This window comes from Nonomuraea sp. NPDC059194 (genome assembly GCF_042754765.1).
Classification (GTDB): domain Bacteria; phylum Actinomycetota; class Actinomycetes; order Streptosporangiales; family Streptosporangiaceae; genus Nonomuraea.
In genome coordinates, this window is the sequence record NZ_JBHZBH010000030.1 from 22,452 (window position 1) to 40,289 (window position 17,838).

Sequence of the window (17,838 nt, forward strand, 5' to 3'; positions counted from 1 at the left end):
GCGGCGATGACGCTGGGGTGGGTCTGGCCGCGCCAGATGGAGGAGCCAAGAATGTGGATCTGCGGGTGCGCATGCCTGCGCGGTCCAGGATTGCGGGGTGAGACCATCACGAACAGCGACGGCGCGTTATGAGGCCACCCGCCAACCGTGAGCGAGGAGCAGACGACGGACACCGTACGATCCCAACCGAGAAAGTCGAACTGCCGAGCTCTTGCGCACCGCGGTGAGCGCCGGGCGGAGGAACTGTTCGGCTGACAACCCAGGTCCCGGAGCCGGCTCTTTGGTGAATCCCTCAGCCAACTCCTTCAGCAGGGGCTCGATGAGCCCGGGCTCGAGAGGCTGGCTGGTGGGTTCGACGACTCCGGCCAGCGCCCAGTCGCTCATCGCGGCATGCACGGCGCCAAGGAGACTGTCGGTCAGACCGTACAAGCCCATCACATCGCCGGTGGCAGTCGCGATGGGCAGTGCGGGCAAGAGCACAGGAAAGGGCTGCTCGCCGAGGTCGTCCAGGATGTGGGCGGTGATAGGCAGGATTTCCTCCTGGCGCGCGCCACGGCCGAAGGAGGAGCGGTCTGCCTGCTCGGCTGCGACGCGGGAGCCCAGGAGTCCCGCCAGCAGGCGCGCCCACACTTCCAGCCGCTGCTCCGCCGTACCGCTCCCCCATATCTCTACGGCGGAGCCGACCACGGCCTTGGAACCGCGGATCTCGATGAGACCTGCCTCGACCGCCGCGCTCCACAAAGCGTGCAGGGCCGGAAGGTCCTTGGCGCTGCGCAGCCTTTTCGAAGCGCCTGCCGCGCGGAGGGATTCCTGCTCTCGGCGCCGCATGACCCAGTCGCCGAACTCGGATCGGCCGGAGGGAAGATCAGGCACGTCCATCGCCGGCAGGAGCGCTTCGGCCAGCCCGAGTTCGGCCTCAGCCTGGATCGCGTCGGCCGGGCGCAGCACCTTGCTCGGGGTCAGCGCCCGCCCTGACCCCACCCAGTGGGCCAGCGCGATCGCGCGCCGTACCAGGGCAGACGTGGCGGCCCGCTCGGCCAGGGCCGGGACCGGCGCATCCTCATGCGGCTCCAGCAGGCGATCCTCCTCGGCGTAGGCCATTGCCGGGAACAGCGCGGTGAACACCGGATCGACGTCATCAGCCTCGACCGGCAGGTCGTCGCCGGGCAGTGCTCCGTTGACCCGGAAAAGCTCGTTGAGGGCGCGCCGGTCAGCCTCGGTGAAGGTGCCGGGGGTGTAGTCGTAGGAGTCCTCTTCCGGTGCCAGGCCTCGACCGGCGAGGCACATCGGGTACAGCACGCCCGGCCCGGCGGGGATGATGTCCTCCACCTCGATCCGGTGCCGCCACTCATCGCCCAGGTCGTAGATGTACTGCAGCGCTGCGCCTGGACGGGGCACCACCTGTTCCAGACGGACGGCATCCTCATGGATCATGGGAGGGCCGAAGCCGAGGAACGACCGCTCCAACAGCAGCTCCGGAACGTAGCTGACGTTGGCGAGCTCGAACTTGTGCAGATGGTCGCCGTCCCACTCGAAGGCGTCCTGCAGGATGTCGCTCAGCGTCCCGAGTGTGATCGCGGACGGCACCTGGAGCCGCCGCCACACTTGCACCCGCAGATCCCTCAGCGTGATCTTCAACTGGTGGATCCGCGCGGGTGCGTCTGGCATCGTCCAGGCTCCATCTGTCCAGGGGGCAGATCCAGCCTAGTGGGGTTGCTCGCGGCGGCTGCACCCGCTTCGGAGGCATTGAGGGAGCACATCCCGCAGGATGGAGCCGTGGACTCGTGGGCCGAATGGAATGATCCGGCGGGGCTTCGTATCCGGCTGGATCTGGCCTTGCAAGAGGCCCGCGCCACATTGCCCTGCTCAACGTGGCCAGTTAGGTCGGGCAGCAAACAAAGAAACCCCAGCTCGGAGATACCCAAGCTGGGGTTTCTGCGCTGTGCGCCGCCAGGGACTCGAACCCCGGACCCGCTGATTAAGAGTCAGCTGCTCTAACCAACTGAGCTAGCGGCGCTTGCGACAGGTGTAACTGTAGCAGCAGCCAACCACCACTCGCACATCACACGATCCTGACCGCCAGCCTCTCGTATGACTCCAGCATCAGCTTCCAGAACCGGTCCACGTCGAGGTTCACCGCCACCGAAGCGTTCGCCGCCCCTTCGTCGACCTTGAAGTCCGTGACCGTCATCCCGGACGTGTACGTCCCGACCGTCTCGACGTTCACGACGGCGGGGACGAGGGTCAGCAGGGTGGGGTCGATGACGTGCGCGACGGCCACCGCGTCGTGGATGGCGGGGCCGCCGTCGGCCTCGACCACGCCGTAGAACTGGGAGATCGGCACGACCAGGTCGGCCAGCCGGCCGAGCGACCGCATCCGGTCGAGGATCGACTCGGTGACGACGGCGGTCAGGGTGACGTCGAGGCCGACCATGGTGACCTTCCACCCGGCGTCGAACACGATCGCCGCGGCGGCGGGGTCGGCCTTGATGTTGAACTCGGCGGCGGGGGTGTGGTTGCCGCGGGTGTAGGAGCCGCCCATGATCACGAAGTCGCGCACCCAGTCGACGATCCTGGGCTCCCGCCGTACGGCGAGGGCGATGTTGCTGAGGGGGCCGACGGCGACGAGGGTGATCTCGCCGGGCGCCGCGCGGAGGGTCTCGATGATGTAGTCGACGGCGTGCCCGTCGGCGACCCCGTTGACGGGCGCGGGGAGGGTGACGCCGCCCAGGCCGGTGGCGCCGTGGACGGATTCGGCGCGTACTCCTGCCCCGAGCAGTGCTCCGGCGCTGCCCGGCGTGACCGGGACGTCGCCGAGCCGGTAGAACTCCCGCAGCGCGAGGGCGTTGGCCGTGGTGAGGTCGAGGCTGACGTTGCCGCCGACGGTGGTGATGCCGATCAGGTCGATCTCGGGTGAGCCGGCGGCGAGCGCGAGGGCCAGCGCGTCGTCGATGCCCGGGTCACAGTCAAGGAGGAGCTTTTTCACCCCAAAACAGTACACATGAAATCGGGGCCGGATGGTTTCCCCCAAAACCATCCGGCCCCGATCTACCGCGGTCCAGGCCGACACCTTCCCCCGAAGTGTCGGCGGTCCCGCACAGCAGACGACGGTCCCCCTCCGCGTCCGCATCGGCAAAAGCTCTGCAAGTCAGTCGCAGCACCCTTGACCTGCTTCAACGTTACAGAGGCGAATGCAACGGACGCGTCATACCAGGGTCGATTATCGCCCTAATCAGCCTAGGGGAGCTCCAAGCGGACCTCCGTGCCCTCCCGCAGGGAGCGGCTTACCGTGCAGTGCTTCTCCTCCACCCGTTGGGCCACCGCCCTGTACACCTGGTCGGCCTCCTCGGAGGGGATTTCGACGTCGTAGGTCATGGTGACGGGCCCGAGCTTGTTCGGTTCGATCTTCTCCGACTCGACCGTCATCGCCAGGCGCAGCAGGCGATGCCCTCGCTTTGCCGTGAGCGGCTCCACGGTCACGATGTTGCACCCGCCGACGGCGGCCAGGAGCAGTTCGACGGGGGTGAAGACGCCGTCCTGGTCGCCTCCGCCGATCTCGATCCGCCCGCCACGGGCGTTGGTCGCCACGAAACCATCATCTGTCCGCTCAACACGCACGTTAGCCATGCCGGCAAACCTACCGGGAGTATCCGGACGGCGCGCGGCCCCCTACGCAGAGGCGGACCAGCGTTCCACCGTCCGGTGCCGACACCGCCGACACCGTCCCCCCGTGGCTGTCGACGACCTGCCGTACGATCGCCAGCCCCAGCCCCGAGCCCGGCTTGGTCCGCGCCTGGTCGGAGCGGTAGAACCGGTCGAAGACGAACGGCAGGTCCGACACCGGGATCCCCGGCCCGTGGTCGCGCACCTCCAGCACCGCGTCCCGCAACGTCACCTCGACCGTGTCCTCGGGCGTGCCGTACTTGGCCGCGTTGTCCAGCAGGTTGCCGACCGCGCGGGCCAGCCGGTCGGGCACTCCCCGCACCACCGTCGGCTCCACCGACACCGTGAACCTGGTCGCCGGCCAGTGCAGCCCCGCCCTGGACACCTCGTGGGCGACGATCTCGTCGAGCCGCACGTCCTCGACCAGCGCCACCGGCTCCTCGTCCCTGGCCAGCTCCACCAGGTCCGACACCAGCCCGCTCAGCTCCTCGATCCCGTAGACGACCGCCTGCGCGACCTCAGCGCGTTCCTCGGCCGGAACGTTGCCGCGTACCAGCAGCTCGGCGTTGGTCCGCACCGCGGTCAGCGGCGAGCGCAGCTCGTGGGAGGCGTCGGCGACGAGCTGCTTCTGCGCCTTGGCCGACCGCTCCAGCGCGTCGAGCATCGTGTTGAAGCTGGCCGCGAGCTTGCCGATCTCGTCGTCGCGGGCCACGTCGATGCGCAGCCCGAGGTCGCGGGTGACGGCGATCCTGGAGGCGGTCGCGGTGAGCGTGGAGAGCGGGCGGAGTGACGCGCGGGCCGCCAGCCAGCCGAAGACGGCCGCGATGGCCAGCCCGCCCATCGCCACGGCGAGGAACGGCCAGCCGAACTCCGACTGCCACCGCCCGATCTGTCCCATGACGCTCTCGGCCCTGCGGCAGGTGACGTAGTAGGCGGCGCCGAGCACGAGCAGGACGGACAGCGCCGCCGCGAGGCCGGCGGCGAGCGCGAGCCGTAGATGAAGCCTCATGACTCCCTCAACACGTATCCGAGGCCGTGCACCGTCTGGATCAACCGGGGCTCGCCGTCGTGTTCGGTCTTGCGCCGCAGGTAGCGGATGTAGACCTCGAGCGAGTTGGAGCCCGGTGTGAAGTCGTATCCCCAGATCCGTTCGAGGATGACCTCTCTGGTGAGGACCTGTCCGGCGTTGCGCATGAGCAGTTCGAGCAGCGCCGCCTCCGTCCCGGTCAGCTCGAAGACCCGGCCGCCGCGCCTGGCCTGGCGGCTGTCGGTGTTCAGCGCGAGTCCGGCGAACTCCAGCGCTCCCCCGGAGGAGTTGGTACGGCGCAGCAGCGCGCGCACCCGCGCGAACAGCTCTTCGAGGGCGAACGGCTTGACCACGTAGTCGTCGGCGCCCGCGTCGAGCCCCTCCACCCGGTCGCCCACGCCGGACAGCGCCGTCAGCATGAGCACGGGTGTCCTGTCGCCTTCGGCGCGCAGGCGGCGGCAGACCTCGAGCCCGTCCATGCCCGGCATCATGACGTCGAGCACGATGAGGTCGGGCCGGTCCACGGCGGCCACGGCCAGCGCGGTCGGCCCGTCGGGCGCGCTGCTGACCTGGTATCCCTCGACGCGGAGCGCTCTGCTGACCGCGTCGCGCACCTGGGGTTCGTCGTCCACCACCAGAACTTCGGATTTACCCATGTTCTCTTCAGGCAACTCTCATGTACGTCGCGGACCGTTGTTCATATGACTACCAGCACCCAGTCTCTCCCGCCGGTGCTCTTCTGGTCTGGCGCGGCAGTGGGACATTTCGGAGCAATCCATCCCGCTTGGAGCTCCCCGTGGCTCCCAACCGCCCACGTCGGCGCCGCCGTTCTGGTGGTGCTCGGCCTGGTCGCGGCGCGCTGGAACCGGCAAGAGCGGCTGCACCCCAGCCTCAGGTGGGCCGCCTACCTGACCGGCGGCGTGCTGGTAGTCCATCAGCTGGCCTCGCCCGCGCAGGTGACGGGGCTGAGCCGGGCCGGCTCCTTCCTCCTGTACGGCGCGGCCCTGGCGGTGCTGCTGTGGGAGCGCAGGCCCGAGCCGAGGACGTCGACCCTGCTGATCGCCGAAGGCGTGGGCGCCGACCGGATCGCTGCCCGGGTCAAGGATCCGGGCAGCACGCTGGTCCTCTACCGCGCCCGCGACCCCCGCGAGGCCCAGCAGGCGCGTGAGCTGCGCGAGCGCGGCGTGCCGGTGGTGCTCGTGGAGGGCACCGAACACGATCCTCGGGCGAAGGAGGCGGTCAGCGCCTCGGGGCTGCGCCGCCTGGTGCCCGACATCTCCCAGAGAAGAGTCCACGTGTACGGCCCGCGGGGCTTCGTCCGCTACGTCAGGGGCGCGTTGACAAAGCTCCGGCAAAGGGCTTAACCAGGCGTTATCTCTCCCGTGGGACGGTGACTTCATGACCTTTCCCGGTGCCGCTCGCGTCCAGATGGTGCTGAACCTGCCTGTATGCGTGGACATCCGCACGGCGCTTCCCGAGCGGGAGCTGACGCCGCTGCTGGACGACGCGTTCGCCTGGCTGCGCTGGGTGGAGGACACCTTCCACCCCGACAGGGAGGACAGCCAGATCGCCCGGCTGAACACCGGGCGCACGATCGAGCAGATCCCCGAGGTCGTCGAGGTCCTGCACCGGTGTGACGAGCTGAGCGAGGCGACCGGCGGCTGGTTCGACAGCGGCAGGGGCGAGTCGCGCGACTCGTCCGACCTGATGACCTACGTGGGAGGCTGGGCGGTGGAGCGCCTGTCGCGCGCCCTGACCAACGCGGGCGCGGTCGACCACCGGGTGACGGCGGGCAGCGGCACGCGGGTGCGCGGGTCCTCCGCTCCCTGCCGCCGCTGGAGGCTGAGCGTCCGCGACCCCTACGACGGCGTGACCACCAGGGTGCTGTTCGCCAACGACGCGGCCGTCGCGACCGCGGGCGGCGGGCAGTACAGCGGGGACGGCAGGGCGTGGGTGTGCGTGGTCGGCCCCGATCTGGCCGCGGCCGGGGCCTACGCGCGGGCCATGCACGCCATGGGCACGGCCAGGGCCAGGCGGTTCGCGAAGGAGCTGGCCACGGGCGGGCCGTACGAGAGCATGGTGGTCGGGGCGGACGGGCACACGACGACCACCCCGCGGTTCATCGACCACGGGGTGGACACGAGGCTGGCGGGCTAGGCGTCAGGGTGCTTCGACAGGTAGTCGACGTAGAGCGGTTTCAACGCCTCCCCCAGGTCGCCGTGGCCTGAGGCCATGGCATCGCTGAGCAGCGCGGACAGGTGGCTGAGGTCGTTGACGACCTCGCCGCCGTGACCGCTGGCCGCCTCGGCCGCGGGGATCGCCTTGAGCAGGTCCCAGATGAACGCGAAGTCCCCGTGGCGTACGGCGTAGTGGACCGCCCGCTCGTGCAGCTCGATCGTCGGCAGCGTTTCGAGTTCTCCACTGTCCATATCGCTCCCTCCCTGGAGGGCTCTTCCCCGCGATATCGCCTCGATAACGCCTCAGGAAGACTACTTAGCGTCATCCTTGGGCACGTAGCGGGGGTGATCGATCGTGACCAATCCCTGGCAGCATTGCGGTTGTATCGAATCTCCGATCAGAAATGCGAGGATCGTGTGACGTGAGGTTCATTCTGAACGTTCTCGTCGTGGCAGCCGCCCTCTGGGTCGCCGTCCAGCTCGTGAGCGGGGTCTCGATCACGACCCCGACGGGCACGGCCAAGTACTGGGGCACCCTGCTCGTCGTGGCGCTGATCTTCGGCCTGATCAACGCGGTGATCAAGCCGATCGTCCGAACCGTCGGCTGCGCCTTCTACGCGGTGACGCTGGGGCTGTTCGCCCTGGTCGTCAACGCGGGCCTGATGCTGTTGACGAGCTGGGTCTCCGAGCAGCTCGACGTCCCCTTCAGCGTCACCGGATTCTGGCCCGCCTTCTGGGGGGCGCTCGTGGTCTCCATCGTGAGCTGGGTGCTCAGCCTGGTCCTGCCCGACTGATGGAGCTCGACGGCACCGGCCTCACCTGCGCGCAGGTGGCCGCGGGCGGCCCGGTCTCGATCGCGTCCCTCGATCGGGCCCGGGCCGCCTGGCGTACGGCGCGGGCCTTGACCGGCCGCGTGTACGGCCAGAGCACGGGCGTCGGCGCCAACAGGGACATCTCGGTCGAGCAGGGCGGCCTCGACCTGGTGCGCAGCCACGCGGGCGGCGCAGGACCCCTCGTCTCCCCCGAACGGGCGCGGGCGATGCTCGTCGTCCGGCTGAACCAGCTCCTGGCGGGCGGATCGGGTGTGGACCCGGCGCTGCTGCCCGCGCTCGCCGAGGCGATCAACGGCGGCCACACCCCGCCGGTGCGCACCTATGGCGCGATCGGCACGGGCGATCTGACCGCGCTGGCCACGACCGCGCTCTGCCTGCTGGGCGAGCGCGAGTGGCGTGGGCCGGGGCCGGGGCCGCGGTTCGAGCTGGCCTCGGCCGACGCGCTGCCGTTCATCAGCTCGGGCGCGGCCACGCTGGCCGACGCCGCTGTGGCGATCCACCGGACGAAGACGCTGCTCGACGCGGCGGTGCGCGTGGCCGCGCGCACCTTCACCGCGGTCAACGCCTCGGCGGAGCCGCTGGCGCGGGCCGTACACGAGGCCAGGCCGCAGCCCGGGCAGGCGGAGGTGGCCGCGCGCCTGCGCGCGCTGCTCGCCACCGAGGAGGCGGTCAGGGTCCAGGATCCGTACGGCTTCCGCGCCTTCGCCCAGGTGCACGGGGCCGCCGTCGACGCGCTGGCCAGGGCGGAGCGGGTCGTGGAGATCGACCTCAACGCCGCAGGAGAGAACCCGCTGTTCGACGGCGGGCTCGCCTGGCACAACGGCAACTTCCACGCCGCGCCGATCGCGCTGGCGCTCGACGCGCTGCGCGCGGCGCTCGTGCCCTCGGCGCAGCTGTCGACGGCGCGGCTGGCCACGCTCATGGAGCCCGCCTACACGGGCCTGCTCCCCTTCCTCGCGGGACGGCAGGGCGGGTCGGGCGCGATGATCCTGGAGTACGTCGCGCAGGACGCCCTCGCCGGGTTGCGCCAGGTGGCGGCGCCCGTGACGGCCGCGACGGCGGTGATCTCGCGCGGCGCCGAGGACCATGCCAGCTTCGCCACCCAGGCGGCGCGGGCCGCGCTGCGATGCGTGGAGCCGCTGGAGATCGTGCTGGCCTGCGAGCTGGTCGCCGCCAGGCGCGCCCTGGCGCAGCGCGGCTCGCCCGGCGAGCGGGACCGGCCGCTCGACGGCGACCTCGACGCGGCCAGGCAGGAACTGCGCCAGGTCAGCCGTTGATCCGCCGCACCGAACCGCGTTCGCGCAGCGTGGGCTGCTGGACGACCCTGCGGCGGCGGGCGGGGCCGTCGGCGGCGGCGGACATGAGACGGACGGCGGCGCGGACGATGCCGTCGAGGTTCCAGTCGACGGTGGTGAGACCGGGGGTGAGCAGGCCCGACATGGGATGGTCGTCGTAGCCCATCACCGAGACATCGCCGGGCACCGACAGACCGCGCTCGGCCGCCGCCGCGTAGACGCCGTAGGCGATGGAGTCGGAGAAGCAGAACACGGCGGTGTGGCGCCCGCCGGACAGCACCTCGCGGGCCACCTCGGTGGCGCCCGCCAGGTCGTAGGGCGCGGTGGCCACCTCGATGGCCAGGCCGAGCCGGTCGGCCTCGGCGCTGGCGTGGACGTCGGCCGGCCGGTCGGGGGTGCGGGCGCCCGTGGGGGTGAGCACGGCGATGCTGCCGTGGCCGAGGTCCTTGAGGTGTTCGAGGGCGAGCGTGACGCCGTGCCTGTTGTCGAAGACCACCTCACTCGCGGTGCCCGGCAGGCCGTCGCCGATCGCGACGACCGGCACGGACTCGCACAGGTCGGCCCAGAACGGCGCGGCGGGGTCGACGGGCTGCACGATGAGGCCGTCGACGCGCTGGTCGCGCAGTTGCTGGGCCAGGACGCGTTCGCGTGCGGGGTCGCCGACCGCGTCGAGGATCAGCGCGTAGCGGTCCTTCTCCCTCAGCCCCCTGCTGATGCCGACCGCGAGGGACTGCTGCCACAGGTCTTCGAGCGAGCCGCAGAGCAGGCCGATCATGCCCGTGCGGCCGCTGGCCAGCGCTCGGGCGATGGGGTCGGCCTCGTAGCCGAGCTCGGCGGCGGCCGCGCGCACGCGTTCCATGGTCTCCTCCGAGACCTGGAGCCCACGCAGCGCGTAGGAGACGGCGGCAGGTGACAGGCCGGTCGCCTGCGCGACCTCTTTGATGGTCGCTCGCTTTCTGGCCATTCGCCAAGCGTACTCAGCAGTTGACGAATCAGAGGTGAAGCGGTTCACTGAACCGTATCACTGAAACGGTTCACAAGGTGATCCCCAGATTTACCTGTATTGTCGGTAGGAAATAGAGGGAGGTGTGGCCTGTGAGCATCGATGTGCACCAGCATCTGTGGACCCCGTCGTTCGTCGACGCGCTCCGCGCCCGGACCACGCCCCCCTACCTCGACGGGTGGACGCTGATCCTCGACGGCGAACCGCCGTACGAGGTCGACCCCGCCGACCACGCCGATCGCGACACCACGGGGCTCGAGCTGGCGCTGGTCTCCCTGTCCAGCCCGCTCGGCATCGAGTCGCTGCCGCCCGAGGAGGCCTGGCCGCTCATCGACGCCTACCACGAAGGTTCGATGAAGCTGCCCGAGCCGTACGGCGCGTGGGCGGCGACCTGCCACAGCGAGATCGACCCCGACCGGCTGGCCGCCGACCTCGACCGCGGCTTCGCCGGGCTGCAGATCCCGGCGACCGCCGCGCCCGACGACCGGCTGCTGGAGGTGCTGACCTCGCGCGACCTGCCGCTGTTCGTCCATCCTGGACCGGCCGCGGCCGAGCGCGACCGGCCAGGGTGGTGGCCCGCGCTGGTGCCGTACGTGCAGCAGATGCACGCGGCCTGGCACCACTTCCAGGCGGTGGTGCGCCCCCGGCACCCGCGCCTGCGGGTCTGCTTCGCGCTGCTGGCGGGGCTGGCGCCGCTGCACTCCGAGCGGCTCATCGCCAGGGGCGGCGGCCGCGGCCGGGTCGACCCCGGCCTCTTCGTCGAGACCTCCTCGTACGGCCCGCGGGCGATCGACGCGATCATCCGCGAGCTCGGCATCGACGTGGTGGTGAACGGTTCGGACGCGCCGTACGCCACCGCCTTCCAGGACGGCCCCGGCATCGGCCAGGCGGCCGCGCATGCCATCAGGGTCACCAACCCGCGTCGCCTCTTGGGACGAAAGGAGTAAACGCCCGTGAGCACCAACCTTCCCGCCCGCACACTCGACCGGCGGGAACTACGCGAGCTGGTCGACGAGCTGGCCGCGGACCCTGCCCAGTGGCAGGACCAGGTGGAGTTCCCGGCCGACGGCGGCCGGCACTACGCCTCGCTCTACCGCGACGCCTATGTCGATGTGTGGCTGCTCTGCTGGCGTCCCGAGGACGATACGGGCTGGCACGACCACGACATCTCCTCCGGAGCGGTGCACGTGGTGCGGGGCGCGCTGCTGGAGTGCAACCCGCGCATCGGCGGCGAGCACCTGGAAACGGTTGTCGCCGAGAGACAGTCGTTCCACTTCGGGCCCGACCACATCCACCGGCTGACCGGGGCGGTGGACAGGAGCGTGTCCATCCACGCCTACTCGCCGCCGCTGTGGCGGCTCGGGCAGTACTCCATCGACGACACCGGCCTGATGCGCCGCGTCTCGGTGAGCTACGCCGACGAACTGCGGCCGATCGACAGCGCGCCCGTCGGCGGCGCCATAAAGGAAGGCGCCATGGAGGAGGTGGCCTGAGTTCAGGCCGCGCACGCCTCCCGTTGCACGCAGCAGGTCGAGCAGGCCTCGCTCTCGGGGAGCGTGACCCACAGGCAGCAGGTCCTGCGCCGGTAGCCGTCGGCGGTCTGTTCGAGCAGGCCGTCGACGGGCCGGCCCATCGCGCGCAGCAGGCCCATGTAGTCGGCCTTGACCACCGCGGTCATCGGATGCGCGAACGCCTCGGCCGTCGAGCCCCACAGCGTGCGCCTGCCCACCCTCGCGCGCTCGCTGATCGCGTTGACCAGTGGCTCCTGCGCCTGGAGCAGGGCCGCGCGCATCGCCTGCGGACTGTCGGCGACCGACACCGAGGTGGCCGCGATCGTCACGCCCGCGTCGGACTGCCTGAAGTAGATGTCCTCGTGCCGCATGACGGGCGCCCGACCGTTCAGCGCCCAGCCGATGGCCATCGGGAACGTGAGCCAGTAGCCGAGCGTCTTCCACAGCAGCGCCGCGCCCACGTGCCGCGGCGCGCCGTAGCGGCCGGCGGTCTGCTCGATCAACGTCGCCAGCAGCAGGGACGGCTCGCGCGTCAGCTCGCGCAGCGGCGTCCATGACTCGTCGGGCTCGACGACCAGACCGGCTTCGACACCCAGCACGCCACCACGCTCGGCGGCGACGCGCTCGAGCACTCCGGTCAACTCCGCGAACGGCACGGCAAGGCCTTTCCCGTAAAAAGGTTAGCCTTACCTAAGATAGCAGAGGACGTCCGGCCCGTACGCCCACCACCAACTGGACCACACACGCCGCCAGACCGGCCAGCAGCGGCAGCGTCCACCCGCCCGACACCTGCCTGAGGATGCCGATCAGCAGCGGGCCGAGCGCGGCCAGCACGTAGCCGACCGACTGGGCCACGGCCGACAGCGCGGTCACCGACGAGGCGTCGGGCGCGCGCAACGTGATGATGAGCAGCGCCAGCGCCAGCGATGCGCCCTGGCCGACGCCGAGCACCATCATCCACAGCCACGGCACGGTCGTGGGGGCCAGCAGCACGCCCACGTACCCCGACATGGTCAGCAGCGCGGCGGCGGCCACGTGCCCGGCCTGCGACTTCCTCCGCTCGGCGTGCAAAGGGACGGCCAGCGTGCCGACGACCTGGGAGAGGTTCGTGACGGCCAGCAGGAAGCCCGCGTGCTCGGCGGGGATGCCCGCCTCCTGGAAGATCGTCGGCAGCCAGGCGAGCATCACGTAGAAGGTCAGCGACTGCAGGCCCATGAACGCGGCCAGCACCCACGTGAGCGGGCTGCGGATCAGGGCCGCGAACGGCCGCGGGCCGTTGGGGGGAGCCGCCCGCCCGCCGAACGCCTGGGGCAGCCAGAGCAGCGCGGCGGCCACGGCGGGCAGCGCGACCAGGGCGGAGACGCCGCGCCAGCCGTACCCGGTGAGGTGTTCGAGCGGGATCATCAGCGCGGAGGCGGCCGCGGCGCCGCCCACCAGAGCGGAGACGTAGACGGAGGTGAGCAGGCCCGCCTTCGTGGGGAAGTGCTGCTTGACCACGCCCGGCATGATCACATTCATGATCGCGATGGCGGTGCCCGCGATGGCCGCGCCCGTGTAGAGGGCGGGGGCGCCGTCCAGGCTGCGGACCAGCACGCCCGCGGCCAGGATGATCAGCGCGACCAGCAGGGTGCGGTCCAGGCCGATCCGGCGGGCGAGCAGCGGCGCCACGGGGCCGAACAGGCCGAGGCAGACGACCATGACGGTGGTGATGGCGCCACCGCCAGCGGGGGTGAGGCCCACGTCGGTCATGATCTGGTCGAGAAGGGGGGACACGCCCGCGATGGCGGGGCGCATGTTGAGCGCGGCCAGCACGAGCCCGGCGACGACGAGGGTGGATCTCAGTGACATATCGGGGCCCACTCTGTCATGCCGGGCTGGTGACAACGTTGTCCATCCTCCGTGCATGAGAAATGATCCTGGTGTGAGACCGACGATGAAGGATGTCGCGGCGGAGGCGGGGGTCGCGCTCAAGACCGTCTCCCGGGTCGTGAACAACGAGCCGGGCGTGAACGCCACCACCGCCGACCGGGTGCGCGCGGCGATCGAGCGCCTCGGCTACAGCCGCAACGAGAGCGCCAGAGTGCTGCGCCAGGGCAGGACGTCGAGCATCGGCCTGGTCATCGAGGACGTCGGCGACCCCTTCTACTCGGGGGTCAGCAGGGCCGTCGAGGAGGTCGCGATCAGGCACGGCTCCCTGGTGCTCAGCGGATCCTCCGGCGAGGAGCCGGAGCGGGAGAAGGAGCTGGTGCTCACCTTCTGCGCGCGCAGGGTCGACGGGCTCATCGTGGTGCCCGCCGGGGGCGACCACTCCTACCTGAGGGGCGAGCTGGACGCCGGCACACCGGCCGTCTTCGTGGACCGGCCCGCGGGGCCGGGCCTGGAGGTCGACACGGTCCTGTGCGACAACGCGGGCGGGGCGCGGCTGGCCGTGGAACACCTGCTCGCGCAGGGGCACCGGCGGGTGGCCTTCCTCGGCGACAGCCCGGCGATCTTCACGGCGGGTGAGCGGGAGCGCGGGTACCGGGAGGCGCTGGGCGACCTGGTGGACGAGCGGCTCATCTCGATGGCGCAGCCCACGCTCGAGGGGATGCGGACGGTCGTGGACCGGTTGCTGGGGATGGACGATCCGCCGACCGCGCTGTTCACCGGCAACGGCCGGTGCACGGTCACCGCGCTGCGGGCGCTGGAGGGGCGGCGCATCGCGCTGGTCGGGTTCGACGACTTCGAGCTGGCGGACCTGCTGCGGCCCGCGGTGACCGTGGTGGCGCAGGATCCCGCGGGCCTGGGGAGGGTGGCGGCGGAGCTGCTGTTCCGGAGGATCGCGGGCGGCCGTGGCGCGGCCGAGCGGATCACCCAGCCGGTACGGCTGATCGCACGCGGCTCGGGCGAGATCACCCCTTGAGCGCTCCGGCCATCAGCCCGCGCATGAAGAACCGCCCGAGCACCAGGTAGATCAGCATCGTCGGGATCGAGGCCAGCAGCGCCGCTGCCATCTGCTGGCTGTACGGCGTGGCCTGCGCCCCCGCGATGTTGTTCAGCATGACGGTGGTCGGCCAGCTCGTCGGCCCGGTGAGGAAGACGGCGAACAGGAAGTCGTTCCACAGCGAGGTGAACTGCCAGATGATCACCACGGCGACCGCGGGACCCGACACGGGCAGCACCACCGACCAGTAGGTCCGCAGCATGCCCGCGCCGTCCACCCTGGACGCCTCGATCAGCTCGTCGGGGATCGTCACGTAGTAGTTGCGGAAGATCAGCGTGCAGATCGGGATGCCGTAGACGACGTGCGCGAGCACGAGCCCGGGGATCCCGCCGTAGATGTCGAGGTTCACCATGAGCTGGACCAGCGGGATCATCACGCCCTGGTACGGGATGAACATCCCGAACAGGAACAGCGTGAACAGCACGTCCGCGCCGGGAAAGCGCCATTTCGACAGCACGTAGCCGTTCATGGAGCCCAGCGCGCACGACAGCAGCGATCCCGGCACCGCCAGCAGGACGCTGTTCCAGATGCCGGGCGCCAGCTTCTCCCACGCCACCCGCCACGCCTCGAACGTCCAGACCTGCGGCAGGTTCCACGCCTGCGCGGGGTTGGCCTCGGTGAGCGGCTTGAAGCTGGTGACCAGCAGGACGTAGATCGGGATGAGGAAGACGACCGCGAAGACGATCAGCAACCCACGGCGGACGATCACGAGCGCCTCTCCTTGCGGACCGACCAGATCAGGTACGGGATCACGAAGATCGCCACGCTGAGCACGATGTAGGAGGCGATGGTCGCGCCCTTGGCCGGGTCGTGGGAGTCGAAGACCGCCACCCACATGAACACGGCGGGCACGTCGGTGATGATCTGCTTGCCCGACACGGCCATGACCAGGTCGAAGGTCTTCAGCGAGATGTGCCCGAGGATGATGAGCGCCGACAGCGTCACCGGGCGCAGCAGCGGCAGCACGATGTGCCGGTAGACGCCCCATTCGGTGCAGCCGTCCACCCGCGCGGCCTCGCGCAGTTCTTCGGGGACGCCCCGGAAGCCCGCCAGGAAGAGCGCCATGACATATCCGGACATTTGCCAGATTGCTGGGATAGCCATGGCGGCCATGCCCCAGTCCTGATCCCTGAACCAGGCCCACTGCGGCAGGCCGACCACGTCGAACAGCCGGTTGAGCCCGACCGCCCGCTCGTCCTGGCCCGAGTTCATCAGCCACCGCCACACGATGCCGGTCGCCACGAACGAGATCGCCATCGGGAACAGGTAGATCGCCCTGAAGGTTCCCTCGCCCCTGATCCCCTTCTCCATCAGGAAGGCCAGGAACCAGCCGAGCAGCAACGCCCCGCCCACGAACACGACGGTGAACACGATCGCGTGGTTGACCGACAGGTGCCATCGGGGCAGGTCCCAGATGTCGATGAAGTTGCGCAGGCCGACGAACGAGCCCTCCGACACCTCGTCGTGCTTGTCGGTCATGGCCAGGCTGAAGTTCCAGCCGAGCATGCCGTACACGAACACGCCGATCAGGATGATCGAAGGGGTCACCAGCAGCAGCCCCGGCAACCAGGCGCGGACCCGCCGCAGGGCGGGCCCGCCTCTTCTGGCCATCACTGTTCCGGCCTCACTGGGCGTTGGCCGCCGCGGCGTCGGCCAGGCCCTTCTGCAGCGCGGCCACGTCCTTGCTCGCGATGAACAGGCCGACCGCCTCGTTGATCGCGGCCAGCCAGGGCTGGTTGACGGACACGCCGTGCTGGATGGACCCGGCCAGCTTGTTCGAGGACCAGTCCTTCAGCGCGTCACCGAGGTAGTCGGTGTAGAGCGCGGCGTCGGCGTCCTTGCGAGCCGGGATGGAGCCCTTCTTCGGGTTGAAGGCGTCCTGGCCCTCCTTGCTCGCCGCCACCTTGAGCCACGCGATCGCGCCGTCCCTGTTCTTGGCGCCCTTCGGCAGGGTGAAGCTGTCCGACAGCCACATGTACGTGCCCTCGGTGCCGGGCGCGGCCGCCCAGTCGAAGTCGGTCTTCGACTGCTTGCCGAGACCGCCCTCCGGCGGGTTGTGGAAGTAGCCGTAGGCCCAGTCGCCCATGATGTTGAAGGCGGCCTGGCCCTCCGCCACCTGCGCGGCGGCCGGCTGCCAGTCGTCCTGCGGGTCACCCGCGTACGACATGATCTTCTTGAAGTTCTCCAGCGCCTTGGTGACCTCGGGCGAGCCCCAGTTGGCGCCCGGCTGGAACAGCGCGTTGTAGCCGTCGGTGCCGAGCGAGCCGAGCAGCACGCTCTCCATCAGGTGGGTGACGGTCCACTCCGAGCCGATGGACAGCGGGACCTTGCCCGTGGCCTTGACCTTCTCCAGGGCCGCGACGAACTCCTCGATCGTCTTGGGCGCGCCCGCGACCCCTGCCTCCTTCAGGACGCCCGGGTTGAACCAGAGGATGTTCGACCTGTGGATGTTGACGGGCACCGAGTAGATCTTGCCCTCGTAGCTGATCTGCTCGACGAGCTGGGCGGGGAAGACGTCCTTGAGCTTGAGCTCGTCGTAGAGGAAGGTCAGGTCCTCCAGATCGCCCGACTTGATGTAGCCCTGCAGCTCGGCGCCCGCGTGACCCTGGAAGGTGTCGGGCGGGGTGTCGGCCTGGAGCTTGGACTGCAGCAGCGCCTTGGCCTTGTCGCCGGAGCCGCCCGCGACCGCGGCGTCGAAGAAGGTGAAGCCGGAGTTCTGCTTCTCGAAGATCTCCTTCATCGCCTTCAGGCCGTCGGCCTCGCCGGGCCCGGTCCACCAGGAGAAGACCTCCACCTGTTTCTTGGCGTCTCCTCCCGCTCCTGAGGCCTGACCCGACGGAGCCGCAGTGCCGCCTCCGCCGCCGCAGGCCGTCAGCCCGAGCACGGCCGCCAGGGTGATCGCCGCTAACCACCGTCGTCTCATCGCACCGCTCCTTTGTCACGATTGGGTGACAACGTTGTCAGTAGGGCCATCAACCCACTTCGCCCTCCGCGACGTCAAGGCATGTGCGGGTAACAGGTCGGCATATTCGGGGAGCGCTCTCTCCACGGTCGCTCCCCGCCGCTTCCGAGCTCCGGACCACGCCCACCAACCAGTTCTGCCTGACACCCGGACAGATCAAACCTGAAGCGACGCCACGCCAACCCGGACCGCAGGTCAGACCCGAGGCATGCCCACCGGCCCGGCAGAGCCCCCCGGATCGGATCCGAGGCAACGCCCACCACCTAGCCCGGCAGGGCGTCCTCGTGGATCACATCCAGGCGCCACCCGCCACCCCGGGCCTGGTGCCACGTGGATCAGGCCCGAGGCGGAACCTGCTATCTCGGGGCCGGGGCGGCGGTAGCC

General features: G+C 70.1%; 19 protein-coding genes and 1 tRNA gene. 7 read left to right on the forward strand and 13 right to left on the reverse strand.

From position 1 onward, the window contains the following. Window positions 1-126: 126 nt before the first annotated feature. The 6 genes from ACFXJ8_RS30630 to ACFXJ8_RS30655 all read right to left on the reverse strand — a co-directional run bounded on the left by ACFXJ8_RS30630 (window position 127) and on the right by ACFXJ8_RS30655 (window position 5,346). Complete coding sequence (locus tag ACFXJ8_RS30630) at window positions 127-1,668, reverse strand: plasmid pRiA4b ORF-3 family protein (protein ID WP_379647451.1); 1,542 nt, start codon at window positions 1,666-1,668, stop codon at window positions 127-129. A 275-nt stretch (window positions 1,669-1,943) separates the two neighbouring features. Next, a tRNA-Lys gene (locus ACFXJ8_RS30635) sits at window positions 1,944-2,017 on the reverse strand. 45 nt (window positions 2,018-2,062) lie between these two features. Then, window positions 2,063-2,986: a nucleoside hydrolase gene (locus tag ACFXJ8_RS30640; RefSeq protein ID WP_379647452.1), complete on the reverse strand. Its 924-nt coding sequence runs from the start codon at window positions 2,984-2,986 to the stop codon at window positions 2,063-2,065. 251 nt (window positions 2,987-3,237) lie between these two features. Next, window positions 3,238-3,588 (reverse strand): OsmC family protein, encoded by a 351-nt coding sequence (locus ACFXJ8_RS30645; protein WP_379647453.1) that lies wholly within the window; start codon window positions 3,586-3,588, stop codon window positions 3,238-3,240. Window positions 3,589-3,637: 49 nt separating this feature from the next. Continuing rightward, window positions 3,638-4,672, reverse strand: coding sequence for a sensor histidine kinase (locus ACFXJ8_RS30650; protein ID WP_379647454.1), 1,035 nt, complete (start codon window positions 4,670-4,672; stop codon window positions 3,638-3,640). Next, on the reverse strand, window positions 4,669-5,346 hold the full coding sequence (locus ACFXJ8_RS30655) for a response regulator transcription factor (RefSeq protein WP_379647455.1): 678 nt from the start codon (window positions 5,344-5,346) through the stop codon (window positions 4,669-4,671). Before ACFXJ8_RS30655 ends, ACFXJ8_RS30650 begins: the two co-directional genes overlap by 4 nt. A gap of 45 nt (window positions 5,347-5,391) precedes the next feature. On the opposite strand from ACFXJ8_RS30655, the gene ACFXJ8_RS30660 reads away from it, so the two are divergent. Both ACFXJ8_RS30660 and ACFXJ8_RS30665 read left to right on the forward strand, forming a co-directional pair. Then, entirely contained in the window at window positions 5,392-6,054 is a 663-nt protein-coding gene (locus ACFXJ8_RS30660) for a hypothetical protein (protein ID WP_379647456.1), read from the forward strand. A 34-nt stretch (window positions 6,055-6,088) separates the two neighbouring features. Then, window positions 6,089-6,847, forward strand: coding sequence for an FAD:protein FMN transferase (locus tag ACFXJ8_RS30665; RefSeq protein ID WP_379647457.1), 759 nt, complete (start codon window positions 6,089-6,091; stop codon window positions 6,845-6,847). Here the strand turns inward: ACFXJ8_RS30665 and ACFXJ8_RS30670 are convergent. After that, window positions 6,844-7,119 carry a hypothetical protein gene (locus ACFXJ8_RS30670; RefSeq protein ID WP_379647458.1) on the reverse strand — a complete coding sequence of 92 codons (276 nt, stop codon included), beginning with the start codon at window positions 7,117-7,119 and terminating at the stop codon, window positions 6,844-6,846. The two genes, ACFXJ8_RS30665 and ACFXJ8_RS30670, sit on opposite strands and share 4 nt — an antisense overlap. Window positions 7,120-7,289: 170 nt before the next feature. Here ACFXJ8_RS30670 and ACFXJ8_RS30675 point away from each other — a divergent pair, with 170 nt between their 5' ends. Beyond that, the gene (locus ACFXJ8_RS30675) at window positions 7,290-7,661 is read left to right on the forward strand and encodes a phage holin family protein (protein ID WP_379647459.1); all 372 of its coding nucleotides are present in this window, start codon (window positions 7,290-7,292) and stop codon (window positions 7,659-7,661) included. Continuing rightward, window positions 7,661-8,977: an aromatic amino acid lyase gene (locus ACFXJ8_RS30680; protein WP_379647460.1), complete on the forward strand. Its 1,317-nt coding sequence runs from the start codon at window positions 7,661-7,663 to the stop codon at window positions 8,975-8,977. The genes ACFXJ8_RS30675 and ACFXJ8_RS30680 overlap by 1 nt, the downstream gene beginning before the upstream one ends. Here ACFXJ8_RS30680 and ACFXJ8_RS30685 read toward each other — a convergent pair. Beyond that, the gene (locus ACFXJ8_RS30685; protein WP_379647461.1) at window positions 8,967-9,959 is read right to left on the reverse strand and encodes a LacI family DNA-binding transcriptional regulator; all 993 of its coding nucleotides are present in this window, start codon (window positions 9,957-9,959) and stop codon (window positions 8,967-8,969) included. The two genes, ACFXJ8_RS30680 and ACFXJ8_RS30685, sit on opposite strands and share 11 nt — an antisense overlap. A gap of 131 nt (window positions 9,960-10,090) precedes the next feature. On the opposite strand from ACFXJ8_RS30685, the gene ACFXJ8_RS30690 reads away from it, so the two are divergent. Next, window positions 10,091-10,945, forward strand: coding sequence for an amidohydrolase family protein (locus ACFXJ8_RS30690; protein WP_379647462.1), 855 nt, complete (start codon window positions 10,091-10,093; stop codon window positions 10,943-10,945). 6 nt (window positions 10,946-10,951) lie between these two features. Then, window positions 10,952-11,491 carry a cysteine dioxygenase gene (locus tag ACFXJ8_RS30695; protein ID WP_379647463.1) on the forward strand — a complete coding sequence of 180 codons (540 nt, stop codon included), beginning with the start codon at window positions 10,952-10,954 and terminating at the stop codon, window positions 11,489-11,491. A gap of 2 nt (window positions 11,492-11,493) precedes the next feature. On the opposite strand, the gene ACFXJ8_RS30700 is transcribed toward ACFXJ8_RS30695, so the two are convergent. Together ACFXJ8_RS30700 and ACFXJ8_RS30705 are read right to left on the reverse strand one after the other, a co-directional pair. Continuing rightward, window positions 11,494-12,165, reverse strand: a complete 672-nt coding sequence (locus ACFXJ8_RS30700; protein WP_379647464.1) for a hypothetical protein — start codon at window positions 12,163-12,165, stop codon at window positions 11,494-11,496. Window positions 12,166-12,199: 34 nt separating this feature from the next. Beyond that, a complete protein-coding gene (locus ACFXJ8_RS30705; RefSeq protein WP_379647465.1) occupies window positions 12,200-13,357 on the reverse strand; it encodes a CynX/NimT family MFS transporter in 1,158 nt (385 codons plus the stop codon). Window positions 13,358-13,430: 73 nt separating this feature from the next. Here ACFXJ8_RS30705 and ACFXJ8_RS30710 point away from each other — a divergent pair, with 73 nt between their 5' ends. Further along, a complete protein-coding gene (locus ACFXJ8_RS30710; RefSeq protein ID WP_379647466.1) occupies window positions 13,431-14,411 on the forward strand; it encodes a LacI family DNA-binding transcriptional regulator in 981 nt (326 codons plus the stop codon). Here the strand turns inward: ACFXJ8_RS30710 and ACFXJ8_RS30715 are convergent. From ACFXJ8_RS30715 to ACFXJ8_RS30725, 3 genes are read right to left on the reverse strand one after another with little or no spacing between them, the layout of a single operon-like run. Next, window positions 14,401-15,198: a carbohydrate ABC transporter permease gene (locus ACFXJ8_RS30715; protein WP_379647526.1), complete on the reverse strand. Its 798-nt coding sequence runs from the start codon at window positions 15,196-15,198 to the stop codon at window positions 14,401-14,403. The genes ACFXJ8_RS30710 and ACFXJ8_RS30715 overlap by 11 nt on opposite strands. Continuing rightward, complete coding sequence (locus ACFXJ8_RS30720; RefSeq protein WP_379647467.1) at window positions 15,198-16,103, reverse strand: carbohydrate ABC transporter permease; 906 nt, start codon at window positions 16,101-16,103, stop codon at window positions 15,198-15,200. The genes ACFXJ8_RS30715 and ACFXJ8_RS30720 overlap by 1 nt, the downstream gene beginning before the upstream one ends. 13 nt (window positions 16,104-16,116) lie before the next feature. Next, window positions 16,117-17,415: an ABC transporter substrate-binding protein gene (locus tag ACFXJ8_RS30725; RefSeq protein WP_379647468.1), complete on the reverse strand. Its 1,299-nt coding sequence runs from the start codon at window positions 17,413-17,415 to the stop codon at window positions 16,117-16,119. Between the last annotated feature and the right edge of the window lie 423 nt (window positions 17,416-17,838).

Excerpts from the sequence above, each read along its gene's own strand:
- ACFXJ8_RS30630 (WP_379647451.1), bottom strand. The coding sequence starts at position 1,668 with ATGCCAGACGCACCCGCGCGGATCCACCAGTTGAAGATCACGCTGAGG.
- ACFXJ8_RS30650 (WP_379647454.1), bottom strand. The coding sequence starts at position 4,672 with ATGAGGCTTCATCTACGGCTCGCGCTCGCCGCCGGCCTCGCGGCGGCG.
- ACFXJ8_RS30655 (WP_379647455.1), bottom strand. The coding sequence starts at position 5,346 with ATGGGTAAATCCGAAGTTCTGGTGGTGGACGACGAACCCCAGGTGCGC.
- ACFXJ8_RS30660 (WP_379647456.1), top strand. The coding sequence starts at position 5,392 with ATGACTACCAGCACCCAGTCTCTCCCGCCGGTGCTCTTCTGGTCTGGC.
- ACFXJ8_RS30665 (WP_379647457.1), top strand. The coding sequence starts at position 6,089 with ATGACCTTTCCCGGTGCCGCTCGCGTCCAGATGGTGCTGAACCTGCCT.
- ACFXJ8_RS30670 (WP_379647458.1), bottom strand. The coding sequence starts at position 7,119 with ATGGACAGTGGAGAACTCGAAACGCTGCCGACGATCGAGCTGCACGAG.
- ACFXJ8_RS30680 (WP_379647460.1), top strand. The coding sequence starts at position 7,661 with ATGGAGCTCGACGGCACCGGCCTCACCTGCGCGCAGGTGGCCGCGGGC.
- ACFXJ8_RS30685 (WP_379647461.1), bottom strand. The coding sequence starts at position 9,959 with ATGGCCAGAAAGCGAGCGACCATCAAAGAGGTCGCGCAGGCGACCGGC.
- ACFXJ8_RS30705 (WP_379647465.1), bottom strand. The coding sequence starts at position 13,357 with ATGTCACTGAGATCCACCCTCGTCGTCGCCGGGCTCGTGCTGGCCGCG.
- ACFXJ8_RS30720 (WP_379647467.1), bottom strand. The coding sequence starts at position 16,103 with ATGGCCAGAAGAGGCGGGCCCGCCCTGCGGCGGGTCCGCGCCTGGTTG.
- ACFXJ8_RS30725 (WP_379647468.1), bottom strand. The coding sequence starts at position 17,415 with ATGAGACGACGGTGGTTAGCGGCGATCACCCTGGCGGCCGTGCTCGGG.